Annotated in this window: 13 protein-coding genes; 9 read left to right on the top strand and 4 right to left on the bottom strand. The window is 55.5% G+C overall.

From position 1 onward, the window contains the following. Positions 1-19 precede the first annotated feature (19 nt). Positions 20-1,294 (bottom strand): ABC transporter substrate-binding protein, encoded by a 1,275-nt coding sequence (locus ACR0B3_RS21000; RefSeq protein ID WP_170761995.1) that lies wholly within the window; start codon positions 1,292-1,294, stop codon positions 20-22. Between the two features lie 25 nt (positions 1,295-1,319). Further along, complete coding sequence (locus tag ACR0B3_RS20995; protein ID WP_480810748.1) at positions 1,320-2,381, bottom strand: maleylacetate reductase; 1,062 nt, start codon at positions 2,379-2,381, stop codon at positions 1,320-1,322. Between the two features lie 105 nt (positions 2,382-2,486). On the opposite strand from ACR0B3_RS20995, the gene ACR0B3_RS20990 reads away from it, so the two are divergent. The 3 genes from ACR0B3_RS20990 to ACR0B3_RS20980 all read left to right on the top strand — a co-directional run bounded on the left by ACR0B3_RS20990 (position 2,487) and on the right by ACR0B3_RS20980 (position 8,891). Continuing rightward, a complete protein-coding gene (locus tag ACR0B3_RS20990) occupies positions 2,487-3,416 on the top strand; it encodes a LysR family transcriptional regulator (protein ID WP_480810747.1) in 930 nt (309 codons plus the stop codon). A gap of 428 nt (positions 3,417-3,844) precedes the next feature. Then, the gene (locus ACR0B3_RS20985; protein ID WP_480810746.1) at positions 3,845-6,253 is read left to right on the top strand and encodes an autotransporter family protein; all 2,409 of its coding nucleotides are present in this window, start codon (positions 3,845-3,847) and stop codon (positions 6,251-6,253) included. A 781-nt stretch (positions 6,254-7,034) separates the two neighbouring features. Beyond that, on the top strand, positions 7,035-8,891 hold the full coding sequence (locus ACR0B3_RS20980) for an SLC13 family permease (protein WP_480810813.1): 1,857 nt from the start codon (positions 7,035-7,037) through the stop codon (positions 8,889-8,891). 9 nt (positions 8,892-8,900) lie between these two features. Here the strand turns inward: ACR0B3_RS20980 and ACR0B3_RS20975 are convergent, their stop codons facing one another. Continuing rightward, the gene (locus tag ACR0B3_RS20975; protein ID WP_480810745.1) at positions 8,901-10,001 is read right to left on the bottom strand and encodes a Gfo/Idh/MocA family protein; all 1,101 of its coding nucleotides are present in this window, start codon (positions 9,999-10,001) and stop codon (positions 8,901-8,903) included. A gap of 12 nt (positions 10,002-10,013) precedes the next feature. Then, positions 10,014-10,739: a GntR family transcriptional regulator gene (locus tag ACR0B3_RS20970; RefSeq protein WP_480810744.1), complete on the bottom strand. Its 726-nt coding sequence runs from the start codon at positions 10,737-10,739 to the stop codon at positions 10,014-10,016. A 91-nt stretch (positions 10,740-10,830) separates the two neighbouring features. Here ACR0B3_RS20970 and ACR0B3_RS20965 point away from each other — a divergent pair, with 91 nt between their 5' ends. Genes ACR0B3_RS20965 through ACR0B3_RS20940 form a run of 6 tightly spaced genes read left to right on the top strand, consistent with a single transcriptional unit; the run spans position 10,831 to position 16,413 of the window. Then, positions 10,831-11,985, top strand: a complete 1,155-nt coding sequence (locus tag ACR0B3_RS20965; RefSeq protein ID WP_480810743.1) for an LLM class flavin-dependent oxidoreductase — start codon at positions 10,831-10,833, stop codon at positions 11,983-11,985. Next, a complete protein-coding gene (locus tag ACR0B3_RS20960) occupies positions 11,985-12,875 on the top strand; it encodes an aldo/keto reductase (protein WP_480810742.1) in 891 nt (296 codons plus the stop codon). The genes ACR0B3_RS20965 and ACR0B3_RS20960 overlap by 1 nt, the downstream gene beginning before the upstream one ends. Further along, entirely contained in the window at positions 12,875-13,390 is a 516-nt protein-coding gene (locus ACR0B3_RS20955) for a flavin reductase family protein (protein WP_170687444.1), read from the top strand. Before ACR0B3_RS20960 ends, ACR0B3_RS20955 begins: the two co-directional genes overlap by 1 nt. 53 nt (positions 13,391-13,443) lie before the next feature. Further along, positions 13,444-14,031: a TRAP transporter small permease gene (locus ACR0B3_RS20950; protein WP_480810741.1), complete on the top strand. Its 588-nt coding sequence runs from the start codon at positions 13,444-13,446 to the stop codon at positions 14,029-14,031. Further along, positions 14,032-15,321 (top strand): TRAP transporter large permease, encoded by a 1,290-nt coding sequence (locus tag ACR0B3_RS20945; RefSeq protein WP_039540899.1) that lies wholly within the window; start codon positions 14,032-14,034, stop codon positions 15,319-15,321. It abuts the gene before it with no gap. A gap of 24 nt (positions 15,322-15,345) precedes the next feature. Beyond that, complete coding sequence (locus ACR0B3_RS20940) at positions 15,346-16,413, top strand: TRAP transporter substrate-binding protein (protein WP_480810740.1); 1,068 nt, start codon at positions 15,346-15,348, stop codon at positions 16,411-16,413. Positions 16,414-16,494: the final 81 nt, after the last annotated feature.

Genomic DNA, 16,494 nt, shown 5'->3' with positions numbered 1-16,494 from the left:
GACGTTGGTTTCGTTGCAATCAGGAGATTTCTTCCATCACACCCGCGGTCGGGATTTCGGGCGCTGAGGAATTGTCGACGATCACGAGGTCATAGCTGCCGTCGTCGAGAAGCCTCCATTGCCCGCCAACCAAAGGCGTCTTAGCAACGTTCTGCGCAGCGAAGGGCGGCAGGCCCGCGCCATCAAAGGCGATCCGGCCAACAATCGAGTCCAGCTGCGTAGCTGCGATAGCCTCGGCGACCGCATCCCCATCACCCGCGTCATCAACGCGGCCCATGACGTTGGCTGCCATTTCGAATAGCGCGTGCACAAAGCCGATGGGTTGCGTCCACTGACGACTTGTGGCGGCCATATACCCCTGCGCCAAATCAGCCGAACTCGCACCGGTCAGCGATGACGAGAACGGATGCGTTGGCGACCACCACACCTCGGAACTCAGGTTGTTACCTGCGTTACCCAGGGCCTCCACGGCTTGCGGGAATAGGATGGCTTTGCCGATGCTCGCGGCTTTCGGAGTGAAGCCTTGCTGCTTGGCTTGGCTCCAGAAGGTGGTGAAATCAGGCGGAATGGGAACGCCGGTTACAATTTCAACATTCGCTTGGCGAAATGCGTTGATTTGGGCCGAGAAATCATCGGTCAGGTTCTGATATCGTCCGGGATCTGTCAGGCTATATCCCAGCTCGGACAGAACCGGCGGAAAGCCCACATTCGGATCCCCCCAAGCATTGCCATCGCCGTCATTTGGGAACAATGCACCGACCTGCTTGTTGGTTTCCAACTGGCTCCACATCGCCGTGAAGACCGAGATCACATCCTCAAGCCCCCAGAAGAAGTGATAGGCGTAATAGAACGGCTCCCAACTGGCTGGATCGCCGGGATTGCCCTGTTGGCCGATGAACCACGGTTGCCACGGCGCAACAGTTGAAATGCAGGGCACTTCCTCGGCCTCACAGGTCGAAGCAACCGGGTTGGTCGTTTCGGGTGTTGAGGCGACCAGCATCAGGTCGACCTCATCATCCACGATCAACTCGCCCGCCACGTCTGCCGCCCGGTTCGGGTTCGACTGGCTGTCTTTGACGATGACTTCGAAATTTGCGCCGGCATCGGACGCGGCAAAGTTCTCCAGAATGAACTTGTCGGCCTCCGAGAAAGCGGCCAGAGGACCTGATTGTGGGCTGACATAGCCCAGCTTAATCTTCGCGCCCTGTGCGATAGCAGGCGCAGCGAGCGTGCCGGCAGCCAACCCGAGGCCGGTTGCGGCGCTGGATTGCAGCAATTTGCGTCGTGTAATCATGTGTCCCTCCCTTGATACGGTAAGCTCAAACGCCGGGGGCGTTGCCCGCCCAAGCGTTTTGCAGAAGCGCCCGCAGACCATCAGCAGTGACCGGCTGCGGGTTCCAATACGGGTTCTTGAGTGCGATTTCGGTGGCACGGTCCAGATCGGCCTCTGACAGACCAAACTCCTTAAGAGCCATTGGTGCGCCCGTGGATTTGGAAAAACTCCAAAGCGCCTGACCTGGCTCAGGACCGCCGAGAATATCTGACACGGGTGCCAGCAGCTCCGGCACACCTACCGTGTTGTACGCGATGGCATGGGGCAGAACGATCGCGTGGGTTTCCGCGTGCGGCAGATTGAAGGACCCGCCCAGCGTATGGCAAAGCTTGTGGTGCAGGGCCATTCCAACCAAACCAAGCACCGTGCCGCAGGCCCATGCACCACGCTGCGTTTCTTCTCTGGCTTTGAGGTCGTCGGAGTTTTCCACAACGATCGGCAGACTTTCCGCAAACGCCCTCAGGCCGTCGATAGCTAATTCCGTGGTCTGATCCGTGCGATCCTTGGCATATAGCGCTTCGGCTGCGTGAGCCATTGCGTTCAAGGCGCTGGTCACGGTCATTGCGGGCGGCAATGACGCCACAAGTTCGGGATCGTACAGAATGACGCGGGGCAGAACCTTTGGGTCTGTTAGGGTGGTTTTGATGCCATCCTCGGTCTGACCCAGAATCGGAGTTGCCTCGCTGCCGGCATATGTGGTTGGGATAGCGATCTGAGGCAAACCTGTCCGAAGGGCTATCGCCTTGCCCAAACCAATCGTCGAACCTCCACCGATAGAAACGATACTATCTGCTTTGACAGACAAAGCGTGTTCAACCGCTTCTTCGGTCACGCCGACCGGGGTGTGCATTGTTGCCCGCGTAAAGACGCCTGCAGCACGATCCCCAACTGTTGTCGCAAGCTCCATTGCCATATCGACTTGCTGAGGAGTCGACAGGATCAGCGCCTTGTTCGATCCCAGTCCGGCCAACTCCGCGCAGATGTCGTTGCGCAATCCAGCGCCGAACCTGACGTTCTGGCCATTGATGCTGGTGGTTCTAAGAGCCATTGGACGCGTTCCTGACAAGCGATGGATTGCGGGTGTGAGGGGAACGCTAGCAGGCAAAGACAGCACTCTTGATCGAATTATCGACCATCAATATAACTTTGAGTTATGAAGCTTGATCCTAGACATCTCGAGATCCTCGCGGCCATTGTTGAGGCCGGAGGATTGACCGAAGGCGCTGCTTTACTTGGAAAATCTCAACCCAGTGTCTCCAGAAGCGTCTCGCTCTTGGAGGACAGGGTGGGTGAGCCCCTATTCCTGCCGACCCGAAGACCTTTGCAACCTACTGAGCTTGGTCTTGCGCTTGCTCAGGAAGGTCAAAGAATCCTAAGCGCGGGTCGCCATGCAAGCCGTGTTGTGGACGAACACCGTCAAGGCATTGCCGGTGCAGTGCGGGTGGCAGGTACGCCGATCTTTATGGACGGGGTCATCTCGAACGTGATTGCAGAGTTTCAGGCCGAGTACCCCAGTATTCGGATCGACCAATCCTATGGATACCCCACGGAACTTTTGTCCCAGCTGTCCGCTGAAACTCTGGACTTGGCAATACTCCCCATGCGCCCGGCAGATGTGTCTGATGAGTACAAATTCCGTCAAATCCTGCCTGGTCGAAACGTCGTTGCGTGTCGTGTTGCGCACCCTTTGGCACGCAAAAAAGAGGTGAAGCTGGAAGATATCACAGAGTTTACCTGGATCGCGCCACCTGCCAATAGCCCGCTGTTTCGTGACTTGCGAAACACGCTGGACGGTATCGGCATGCGAGACCTCAAAATCAGTTTCACGGGCGGGTCTTTGAGTGCGGTTGTGAACGTTCTGACGGGTTCAGACTCCCTGACCGTTTTGCCCTTTTCGGTGGTCTTTATGATGCAACGGCAAAAAACTCTGACAGCCCTGCCAATAAAAATCGGTGATCCCGACCGACACTTGGGTTGCGTAACGCTAAGCGCCCGAAGCATGCCGGCTTCGTCAAACCGCGTGCTTGAGTTCATAAAGCAGAAGTTCGAAATGCTTGATCGGTTGATCTGCGGCGCGGGATGATCTCTCTGACCGATCTAGTCTGGAAAAGCACGAGAAACTTAGTTGCTTTGTGAAGCAAGTACGAAGCTTGAGGCGGATGTTGTTCAAAGCGTGCTGCCTCAGAGGTCCTTTTGGGTTTGTTGGTCACCTGTGTGTTTCAATTGTTCGGGTCAGAAATGGATGACGTGATCGGCCGATTTGTTGAGGCAAAACTCAGCAGGCGTTGCAACCGAACCTAGAATGGCCTCCCCTTGGGACTAGGTCTCGGGCCGACAGAGTATCGATATGATAGTGCATAATGGCAATTATGCATCACATATTGTGAGCTTTTAGATCTCACCAAAAGGTTAATTTGAAAATCGCCAAAACTGCCGTGCATTGAGCGGACGTGACCGCACGTCGCAAAACTCACAATGATAACGAAATACCGAGGGTAACAAGTAGGGCAAATGCAGTACTTCAGCAGCATGGATCGACAAGCACGCAGGAAATCAATCGCTCTGGCAGGGAACGAAAACACAGACAAATACACTGTCGGAAGATCGACTGAGGGTTATCTGATGAAAGCAGGTGCGGTAGGGGTTGCCGCATTGTTGGGGATGTCGCATGGAACCATAGCTCAGACGGTCGTTCCGCCCTCAAATGGCCCCTGTGTTGTTGATGGAACCATTGTAACTTGTACTGGCGATGTCTCTGCCGGCGTCGAGGTGACCGGGGCCACGATCAACACCCTTATCATTGAAAATGTTGACGCCTCTGGAATAAACCCAGCGCCTGGTGTTGACGGGATTAACTTCACTACCACTGCCAATAGTCTGAATATTCGCTCGACCAGCGACGTAGTTGCAGACGAGTTCGGGATATTCGCCGATCTAAATGGCGATGGGAATGTTTCGATAGATAGCACCGGGGACATTACCTCTCGGGAAGAAGACGCAATCGATCTGGAAACGACCAATGGCAACATCAACCTGAGGGTGAACGGAAACATCACGTCACTGGAAGAACATGCGATCGACGCAAACGTCGTAAACGATGGCGATATCAACATTGTCGTTAATGGCGATATCACGACGCTACCTGATGGGAGTGAAGCGATTGAAGCCGATGTAAACGGTGACGGCAACATCACCGTAATATTTGAAGGGAACATCAATTCTGACAACGACGGTATCGAGCTTGAGATTGATGGTGACGGCGATATCAGAATTGTGTCTCGGGGCAATATCTTTGCAGAGACTGACGATGGTCTTGAAGGCGATGTAGACGGCGATGGCGATATCACGATTATTTCTATCGGAAGCGTCGACGCGGCCAACGGTGGCATCGAATCTCAGGTGGAAGGTGACGGCAACATCACTATTGAGACCAGCGGGAGTGTAACCGGGCGCGGTAACGATGGTGTTCAGGCCGACATTGACGGCGATGGTGCAATTTCGATTGCGACCAACGGAACGGTGTTTGGCGATGACTTCGGTATTGTTGCCGAAGTGAACGGCGATGGTTCAGTCGACATTGTCAACACTGCAGACGTTACCTCTGTCCGTAGTGCTGCAATCGGCGTGATTGGTCGTGCCGGCGTATCGCCTGCGACAATCACCAACAGTGGCACTCTTACCGGTGGAAACGGCTTTGCTATCGATCTTCAGGATGAAGGGAACGATGTTGTAAACCTGTTGCCGGGTTCGCGTCTGAATGGCGCTGCCGACTTCGGAAACAACAATCCCAACGATGTTGACACTCTGAACTTTGCGCGCGGTCTCAACACATCTGTGAATTTCGCGGATGCCTCTGGAGATGACACCGATCTGGCGTCGGCACCCGAGATTATCAACTTTGGCGGCGCGGGTGTGTTGATCAACAATGGGCTCACTGCTGTGGCGGTGGATACCTCAGGCTTTGCTGCGCAAGGGACAATTATCAGCGATTTGACCGATTCCATATTCAACACGATCGAGACGGCTGATCCTGTTCCTTCAGCACCGGAAAATCAGGTCAGTCAAGGCTACGGAGCACTGGATCGCTTTGGCGTAGAAAGCGGTTCGCAGGTTTGGGTTTCCGGCGTCGGCGGGTATCGCGAAGTCACTGCTGACGGCTCTAACGTAGGCTATGATCATCGTTTCTATGGTCTGATCTCAGGGGTTGAGAGCAGTGAAATCATCGATGCTGGTACCGTAGGTTTTCTTGCGGGCTATAGTGACAGCCGCGTGTCGCTGGACGAAGACGCTGGCGAAACGGATGTCTCTTCCTACTTCGGTGGCGCTTATTGGAAGCGTGACTTCGATGGTTTCAGCCTGAACGCGGCATTCGTGGCTGGTGTGACAGACAACGACACGACAAGGAACGTTGATGGCCAGCAAGCCGAAGGCGATTTCGACGGAACATTCTATGCACCCTCAATTGCGGTTGCCATACCAATTAACAACTGGGCAAAGCCAGCGTATTTCAGCGCGCGAGCGAACTATGTTCTGTTGCAGCTGGATGAGTACACAGAGACTGGAGCCGACTTTCCTCTGACGATAGAAGACCGCGAAGTATCGCTGTTCAACACACGTGCGCTGCTTAACTTCCCTCAGACTATCACGCGGTCGAATGGTGGTGTGCTTGACCTCAATTGGACGTTGGGTATCGACGCGACATTTGATGCTGGATCAGACGAAATCGATGCGGTTGTTGCCGCGACCCCGTTCTCGTTTGTTGCAAATGCTGACGATACTGTTGCGGGGTTCTTTGGCCTGGATCTTGGGTATTCATCTGCAGACGGGCTGCGCACAGTTGGCTTTAATGGTGAATTCCAGCCAACATTCGATGGCGGTTTCGGCGCTGCTGCTGAACTTAGGGCGATCTTCCGGTTCTGAGCTATGCCGCTTTCGTCAGGAAGCGACGAGCACGTTTGACGAGTGATGAGGCCACCTGCAGCAGTAGGTGGCCTCGTCTCGATAGACCCATGCACCGCAGCTTTCATTGCCTGCGGAAAGTCCAACCGCAGGTATACCCTGGGTGGGCAGAAAACTCCGACCTGACGTAACGTTTACTTAGGCGCTTTACTTAGGGTCGCCAGTAACCCAGACAATGTAGTCATTCATTTCCGTGGGCTGGCTTTTCGCGGCGTGTTTGGTTAGTTTGTGCATTCGCCATAATTTTTCGATCATCGCACTGTGAAAGTATCGAGGAAGCAACTGGCAGTGTTTCACGGCGTAAATGACAGAAACGGAGCTTGCTCGTCTTCAGTGATGAAAATCGGTTACAATATGATGCCGCAGATCAGTAATTCCTGGCATCGCCGAGGCAGCAGGTGTAAGCCATTTTATCATCTGATGGTCAGAGGTTCAAATCCTCTCCTTGCTACCAACTTTCTAAGCAGCCCGTTTGGTCCACAAACACTCCGCCAAACTGTTCGCGTCACGAATAAAATCAGCAAGCTGATAGCTTCCACACTTGGATTAAGGCGCGCTGACACGATCTGAGGAAATAAACTTAGTCTGCCGGATGTCGAACAATTCGCCATTGGGACGCGCTGTTGCTGCAATTGCACACACAAAACCCATGACAGGTCGGTGCTGATTGCCTAGAAATGCCTATTAAGTTTGCGATTGGAACCAGGTGATCTTAGTGGAGCAATTGGCGTTTACATACGAAATGGGTGTGGTCTCGGCGCTTTTGGCCTTTACTGTTTTCTTGTTCGTGTCGGAAATTGTCAGGATCGATCTTTCTGCCATTTTGGTTTTGGTGATGGTCGGCCTTCTCAGCTATGCGCCTGGTCTGGAAAATCTGGCTGATGTTCCTCATCTGTTTGATGGGTTTGCCTCCAATGCGGTCATTTCGATTATCGCGGTCATGATCGTCGGGGCGGGGTTGGACAAGACGGGGCTGATGAACAAGGTTGCATCGGTCATTTTGAAATATGGCGGTAAGTCCGAGAACCGGGTGTTGCCGATTGTATCGGGCACCGTTGGTGTCATTTCTTCCTTCATGCAGAATGTCGGGGCGGCGGCGCTGTTTCTGCCTGTGGTTAGCCGTATCTCGTCGAGATCCGGAATTCCGCTGTCACGGCTGCTGATGCCGATGGGGTTCTGCGCCATTTTGGGCGGGACGATGACGATGGTGGGGTCCTCACCCCTCATTCTCTTGAATGATCTGATTCAGACCGCAAATGATGGCCTGCCCGACGCCCAGAAGATGGAGCCTTTTGGGCTGTTCTCGGTCACTCCTATTGGCGCGGTGCTGATCCTGACGGGGATAGGGTATTTCTTGCTGTTGGGGCGATGGGTTTTGCCGGGGGACGCAGGTTCAAAAAGCACCGGGACCGGTCGCGGCACGCAAGAGTATCTACAGCGTGTTTATGGATTGAAGGCGGATGTGTTTGAGGTGGTCGTGCCGGCCGAAAGCCCGCTCGTCGGGCAGATATTGGCAGACATCAATTTTGAAAACCACCTCTATATCATCTCGACCTTCTATCGCGGCAAGACCTCGATGGTGCAGGTGCTGACAGCTGAGATCGCGGCGCCTTGCCGGTTAGCGATCGTGGGACGGCGCTGGGTTGTCGAAGAATTCGCCCAGAAATACGGGCTGACCGTGCTGCCCGATCTGGATGTGTTTGTCGAGGAATTTGCACCGACAAATGCAGGGATCGCCGAGGTGGTCGTGACCCCGGAAAGCAAGCTGATCGGCAAATGCCCGCGAGAGCTGTTGTTTCGCAAAACCTATGGCATGTCCTTGCTTGCAATCCATCGAGGCGAGGAAACGCTTAGCCACGTTGAGACAGACACCCATGAATCCACCCAGATCGGGCTTGAGAAGTTCAAGGCGGGCGACATGCTGGTTGCCCATACCCGATGGGATAACCTGATGCGGATCAAGCGCGATCCGGATTTTGTGGTCGTCACGTCTGACTTTCCGCAAGACGAACTGCGCCCGCAAAAGGTTGGATGGGCCCTTTTGTTCTTTGTGATCTCACTGTCGTTGATCCTGTTTACGGATGTGCGGTTATCGCTTTGCTTGCTGACGGGGGCGGCAGGAATGATGTTGACCCGTGTTCTGAGCGTGGATGAGGCGTATCGCGCGGTTGGATGGAACACGGTCTTTCTGCTGGCATGTTTGATCCCGTTGGGTCAGGCGGTGCAGAACACCGGGACCGCCGCTTGGATCGCGCAGCAGATCATGATCATCCTGGATGGATGGCCGAACTGGGCGCTTCAGGCCGGGGTGGCCATATTGGCGACGGCGTTTTCTCTGGTGATGTCGAATGTCGGGGCGACGGTTCTGCTGGTGCCCCTTGCCGTTTCCATTGCGGTTGCAGCAGGTGCAAACCCGGCGGTTTTTGCGCTGACTGTCGCGATCTCGACCTCGAACAGCTTCATAATCCCGACACATCAGGTCAACGCGCTGATCATGGGCCCCGCCGGATACAAGGTGACGGATTTCGTCCGCTCGGGTGGAATCATGACGATCATTTTCCTGGTCGTGTCACTTCTGATGCTCAACCTGATTTTCTGACACCATTCATCATCCTGTCAGACTGATTGTTCGGCCCTGTTCTGAAGCTTGCTGTGCCGCAAGCCCGATACGAACGGCCCAAATCCCGTCGCTCAGCGAGACCTCGGGCGCGGTGCGTTCGCCCCGGACCAGTTCCAGAAAGCCTTTGTGCTGATAATAGGTGGAGCCATTGTGGTCCCCCGCTGCCAGCAATTCGGGATCAACGGGGATGTCACGGTGGATGGGGCCCTTTGGTGCGCGAGGGCTGATGATCAGCTGCGGCACAGGCGCATCGCCCAGATGCTCAGGCCAGAACCGGCCCGGACCGGGCACCAGCGCCTCGATCTTGGCATCAGGACCGATGGCTGAGATTTCTTCCTGATATCGCGATCCTTCGGCAAACATACAAAGCTCCAGCATCGCGCGCGCGCCAGAGGCGAAATCGACGATGACATAGCCGTGGTCCAGAATATCCGGCGTGTTGCCGTCATACTCTTCGTTCAGGTGATTGACGGCCTGACCCCCGCTTGCCGACACGCGCACCGGGTCTGATTGCAGGATCAGCCGCATGAGGTCGAAGAAATGGCAGCATTTCTCGACAAACGTACCGCCGGTGTTCTGATTGAACCGGTTCCAGTTGCCGACCTTTTCAAGGAATGGAAAGCGGTGTTCGCGGATCGACAGCATTTTGATCCCACCACTGGCGGCAGCGGCCTCGTCGACCAATGCCGCGATGGGCGGCATATAACGATATTCCATCGCCACCCAAATCGGATGCGGATAGCTGCGCTCCAACTCTTCAAGCCGATCAAGATCACCGGGATCGGTGAACAGAGGTTTTTCGATCAGCAGGGGTAGGGGGCGGGTTTCCGCGATTTCATTCAACTGTTCCACATGCAGGTGATTGGGGCTGGCGATGACCAGACAATCCAGCTCGCTGACGGATAGAAGGTCTTGAACGGACGACACCATTTGCGCCTCGGGCGCGATGGCCTGCGCCTTTTGTGCCATCTCCGGGTCAGGCTCGAATATCGCGGCGACGCGCGTGCCTTCAAGCAAGGCAATATTGTGCAGGTGTTCCTGCCCCATCATACCGCATCCGATCAGCCCGTAGTTGATGGTCCGGGTCATGCGCAGTTCCTTTTATTTTAGGCGTTGTACATAGGTGGCGCGATCAGGATCGAACCATGTTTTTGAAAACTCGACGGGTTCAGCCTTTTCTGACCAGCTGAACCGCTCGATATATCCTGCGGTTTGACCAGCAAGTTTGGTGAATCTTTCGGGTGTCCAATCGGGCAGGGCACCGACTGTAACGCGATCTTCTGCCCTCGTAATCCAGAAGCCAAGCTGTTGCTGGTAATAGCGATAAAGCGAGTCAGATAGCAGGCTCTGATCGATGGTCCCGGCTGATTCGTCCAGCCAGATTTCCTCGACCGCGATGATTGTGTCATTCAGATAGCGCATTCGGCGCACGCGCGACCCTAACTCAGACCGACCAAACTTTGGCAGGTCATCAGGTTTTTCCAGGTGATCGATTGACAGGATGTCGGCGCGCGGCAACCCGCCGCCTTCGGGCAGTTCCAGCCGGAACATGGCATAAACACTGTTTTGCGTTCCCGTCTCGCGGATGTAATTGCCCGAGCCCTGAATGCGCTCCAACATGCCTTTTTTCTCGAGCTCTGACAGCGATTTTCGCAGCGTCCCGACCGAGACCTGCAACTCGGCTGCCATGTCCCGCTCGGGTGGCAGGCGTTCGCCATCAATCAGGCGACCGGCAGCGATATCGCGGATCAGAAGTTCCGAGATCTGCACATAGATCGGCAGGGCGTTGGGGTTTCGATTGTTTGAGGTCACTCGGGCGCGCTTCATTGGGTCGCAGGAAAAATTGATACACTATTGATCTACATCAATGTGCTTGCTACGCAAGAGAAAAGTAAAAGATGCACGGAGCACGAATCAAATGACCATTGTCCCCATCACGTCCCCTGATCTGGATGCGGCTGAGGTTTCGTGGTTTGCGGCATTGTGCTCGGACGATTATCAGTTTCTGGGCGTGCCGGATGGCGATCTGCGATCAAGCTGGGATCATTGTTCGGGCATCGTAAAAGAGGCCGAGGCGCAGGGGTTTCGCAATATCCTGTGCCCGTCATCTTATCAGGTCGGTCAGGACACGCTGAGCTTTGTTGCGGGTTGTGCGCCAATCACCGAAAAGATCAACCTGCTGGCTGCCGTGCGCTGTGGCGAGATGCAGCCCATTATGCTGGCCCGCACCATCGCGACGCTGGACCACATGCTGAAGGGGCGGCTGACGGTCAATATCATCTCGTCCGATTTCCCCGGCGAAAAAGCCGACAGCGCGTTTCGCTATCAGCGTTCGCGCGAAGTCGTGGAGATTTTGAAACAGGCCTGGACACAGGATGAGATCAACCACGCGGGTGAGGTTTATAACTTTTCGGGGCTGACCACCGATCCGGCCCGGCCTTACCAAACCGGTGGTCCGTTGCTGTATTTCGGAGGCTATTCTCCGTCCGCGTTGGATCTGTGTGGCGAGCATTGCGATGTCTATCTGATGTGGCCGGAAACCAAGGACCAACTGGCTGAACGGATGAAGGCCGTTCATGCAGTGGCCGAGAATTACAACCGGACCCTGGATTACGGCCTGCGCGTGCACATGATCGTGCGCGATACCGAGGCCGAGGCGCAGGAATATGCGGACTACATCGTCTCAAAGCTGGATGACGAGTACGGGCGTGCCATTCGTGAACGGGCGTTGGACGCAACCTCGCTGGGCGTGGCGCATCAGTCCAAGAACCGTGATCTGGCGGATGAGTATGGCTATGTGGAACCGGGGCTTTGGACTGGTGTCGGACGCGCACGGTCGGGCTGTGGTGCGGCTCTGGTCGGCTCGACCGATCAGGTTATGTCCAAGATCGAAGAATATCAGAAGATGGGCATCCGCGCCTTCATCTTCTCAGGCTATCCACATATGGATGAGGCCAAGCATTTTGGCGCCCGCGTGATGCCAAATCTGAAAACCTGCTCGCTGCCCGAAGCTTATGGGCGCGTGCCTGCAAGCACCCCGGCGACCCCGCTGGGCGAAGGAGTTCGTCGCTAATGCAACGCGTGAAACTATCTGGCACCCTGGAAATGAGCCGCATTGTCTATGGCATGTGGCGGCTGGGCGATGACAGTGATACCTCGGTTGGGCATGTCGAGGCCAAGATTCAGGCCTGTCTGGATCAGGGTATCACAACCTTTGATCAGGCGGATATCTATGGCGGCTATGCGGCTGAGGCTGTTTTGGGTAACGCCCTGCGCGCCAATCCAAGCCTGCGCCAGAAGATGGAGATCGTCACGAAATGTGACATCATCGCGCCAATGGGGCGCTATGCTGATGCGAAGGTTAAATACTATGACACGTCGCGCGCACATATTCTGAAATCGGTGGATACCTCGCTGTCGGAAATGGCGATTGACCACATCGACCTGTTGTTGATCCACCGTCCTGATCCAATGATGGATCACCATGAAACCGGCGCGGCGCTTGATGAGATTGTTGCCAGTGGCAAGGTTGGTGCGGTTGGTGTGTCCAATTTCCGCCCTTGGGATTGGTCTTTGCTGCAATCTGCGATGAAGACCCAGTTGGTGACCAACCAGATCGAGATTTCTTTGGGTGAGATCAGCCCTTTCACCAATGGTGATCTGGCTTTCCACCAGCAGCATGGTCACCCGCTGATGGCTTGGTCGCCGCTGGGTGGGGGCATGCTGATGGCCGGGAACCCTCCGGTCGGGGTTGTGGCAGATGAGTTTGCCGAAGAATTCGGGGTGGATCGCGCCGCCGTTGCGGTGGCCTTCCTGCTTGCGCATCCGGCGAACATACTGCCGGTTCTGGGGACGAATAATCTGGACCGAATTAAGCGTGCATCGGACGCTTTGAAGGTCAAACTGGATCGTGAAAGCTGGTTCCGTCTTTACGAGGCGGCGTTGGGACAAGAGGTGCCGTAATGAATGCAATCTCGCGTGACATAAGCCATACATTCGTCCCGCATAAGGATGACACGCGCACCCTGCGCGATGCGTTCGGGCGGTTTGCAACGGGTGTCACAGTCGTAACTTGCGACAGCGAGGACGGGCCGATCTGCATTACGGCAAACAGCTTTTCTTCCCTTTCGCTGGACCCAGCGTTGGTGATGTGGGCCGGAGACCGCAATTCGCGCCGGTTCCGCTATTTTCAGGAGGCACGCCATTTCAGCGTGCATGTTCTGTCTGCCGAACAGGCCGAGCTATGCTTTGGCTGTTCCAAAGACGCCTTTGCATTGCGGGATATCGAACATGACCGTTGTGTAAACGGGACCCCTTTGTTGCCGGGCAGCCTTGCCCGGTTTGAATGCGAGCAGCACGCCTATCACGATGCAGGCGATCATGTGATAATGGTGGGCAAAGTCCTGAAGGTCAGCATGGCGGATGGAGACGCGCTGACTTTCTTTGCCGGAAAACTCGGCCAATTCGCGCAAAACTAAGCGCGATATGACGACCGCGGGTCAAACTCGCGGCTGACACTGGGAGGATCCGCATGGGCGGACTGGCATCGGCGTTGACGCCGATTGCATTCGTGAACGAAACCTTGCTGCGACTGGGCCGCGCGGTTGGTGTCGTTGCGATTGCATTCATGGTGATCGCAATACTGATTCAGGTGTTCTTTCGATACGTCCTCGGTAACGCCTTACCCTGGCCGGATGAGGCTGCCAGGTTCTGCATGCTCTGGATGACTGGCTTGATGGCGCCCACTGCGTTCCGTCGCGGGGGCTTTGTCGCGATTGATATGTTGCAGCGCTTCCTGCCGCGTGTACTGGGCATGTCACTTAATCTGTTTCTGTTGCTGATTTCGTTGGCGGTGCTTCTGGTAGCGGTCAATATCGGCTGGTCCGAAGTCACCGGCTTTGGTGGCAAGTTCGCCACCGCAGCCTTGTACCTGCCAACGTCCTTCAGTTTCGACGAGTGGTACCGCATTCCGCGCAGTTGGATGATGGCATCGCTGTTGGTGGGGGTCGTACTGCTGATCTCGGTCAATATCGAGCTGATCTTGAGGTCCATCGTCACCATGATGGGTGGCGCACATCTTCTGCCCGAAATCCCCGAAGCCGCAGTAGGAGCTGAATAAATGCTGATCTGGTTCCTGCCCACTTTCCTGATTTTCCTGCTGATCGGTCTGCCGGTCTTTTTTGCACTGCTTGCGGCACCCGGCATTCTGCTGTGGCTCAGCGGTCAGACCAACGACATCACGCTGCTGTATCGCAATGTCTATAACGGCATGGACAGCTTTCCGCTGATGGCCATCCCGTTCTTCATGCTCGCGGGCGAGTTGATGAACCGCGGCGGCATCACCATTCGCCTTGTTGAGTTCAGCCAGGCCCTGATGGGCCACCTGCGGGGCGGCCTTGCGCATGTGAACGTGCTCAGCTCGATCTTGTTCGCGGGCCTTTCAGGATCCGCCGTGGCGGACACCTCGGCGCTTGGTTCGATGCTGATCCCGGCGATGGAGAAGCAAGGTTATACCCGCAAATTCGCCGCTGCGATCACGGCGGCCAGTTCGGTGATCGGGCCTATCATTCCACCGTCTGGGATCATGATCATATATGCCTATGTCATGGGTGAAAGCGTGGCCGCGCTGTTCCTTGCGGGCATCGTGCCGGGCGTAATGGTGGGCGTTGGCCTGATGCTGATGATCAAGGTCATGGCCGATCGTTATGACTTCCCCGTCGCCAGCCGCAAATATACCTGGCCCGAACGCCGTCAGGCCAGCTTGAAGGCGTTCTTTCCGCTGATGACTCCAGTGATTATTCTGGGTGGTATTCTGGGCGGTATCTTCACCCCTACCGAGGCCGCCGCCGTCGCCGTGGGATACGCTTTCATCATCGGTTTCTTTGTTCTGCGCACCCTGACTTTGAAGGAAGTGCCTGAAATCCTCAGCAACGCGGGCATGACCTCGGCGGTTGTTCTGCTTCTGGTTGGGGCGGCGATGGCGTTCAAAACCGTGGTCAGCCTGAGCCATGCGCCGGAACAGCTGGCATCACTGATCCTCAGCCTGTCGGAAAACCCATTGATCCTGCTGTTCCTGATCAACCTGTTGTTGTTCATTGTCGGAATGTTCCTGGATGCAGGCCCCGCGATCATCATCCTTGGTCCGATCCTTGGCCCGATTTTCACAAGCCTTGGCGTAGACCCGATCCATTTTGCGATTATCATGAGCGTCAACCTGACCGTCGGTCTGGCCACACCACCTATGGGGCTGGTGCTGTTCGTGGCTGCGGCCGTGTCGCGGGAACGGGTTGAAACCATTGCCAAGGCGATCCTGCCGTTTCTGGCTGTCGAAATTATCGTGATCTTCCTGATCACATATATCCCCGCACTATCCATGACGATCCCGAGGATAACGGGATTTGCAAACTAACTGAGACCCATAGGGAGGAAACGCATGCTCAGAAGTTTCATCAAGACCGCAGCCGTCGCCACGACGCTTGTTGCTGCATCCGCCATCGCGGCAACCGCAGCGGATTACACGCTGCGCGCCACTGCGAATTCGAACGAAAACGACGAAGATTATGACGGCTTGATCGTCTTTAAAAACTACGTCGAGGCGGCATCGAACGGTGCAATCGAGGTCGAGCTGTTCATCGGTACGCAGCTGTGTTCGAACGGCGCTGAATGCCTGCAAGGTGTGGCCGAAGGTCAGATTGATATCGTGATCCAGACTTCTGGCGGTACTTCTGGCATCTTCCCATTCGTGCAGGTGCTTGATCTGCCTTACCTGATGTCTGATGACCGTGTCGCCGAGGCGGCGCTGGCCAATGGATCGCCTTTTGTGACCAAGATGCAAGAGATGGTTGCCGAGAACTCGGGCGGTGCATTACGTCTGATGACCATCGGCAATACCGGCGGATGGCGCAACTTTGCCAACACGCAGCGCCGCGTTGCCAGCCCTGCAGACATGGAAGGTTTGAAGATCCGCACTGTGGTCGCCGACCTGCCGCAGGAACTGGTGAAAGCACTGGGCGCATCCCCGACCCCGATCCCGTGGCCGGAGCTGTTCACCAGCTTCCAGACCGGTGTTGTCGAAGGCTCCAAGAACGGCATCACTGACATCATGGGCATGAAATTCCCGGATGCCGGTCTGAAATATGTCACTTTGGATGGGCACGCCTACATGGGTGCCTTGTGGTTCATGAACAACAAAAAGTTCATGTCGATGCCTCCTGAACTGCGGAATGTCATTGTTGATGGCTTCTATCAGCTTCAGCAGGCCACCTTTGCGTCGCCCAAGCGTAAGTCGATTCAAGCCTATGAAGACTTCGTCGCCGAAGGCGGGGACCTTTATGTGCCAACACCAGAAGAGAAAGCAGCCTTCAAAGAGGCTGCAGCCCCTGTGTATGACTGGTTCAAAGCCAATGTAGATGGTGGCGAAGCAGCCTTTGACGCGCTTGTTGCAGCCGTTGCCGAGGCCGAAGCGGAAATCGCGGCGACGCGCGCTGCTGAAACGCAATAAGCTCAGGCAGTTCAAAATTGTTACGCGCGGCAAATGTCGCGCGTGACGAACCCATAGAGACACCTAATCAAACCCAGATCT

The organism is Ruegeria sp. CE9, from assembly GCF_056537425.1.
This window is presented reverse-complemented; position numbering and strand designations above follow the sequence as displayed.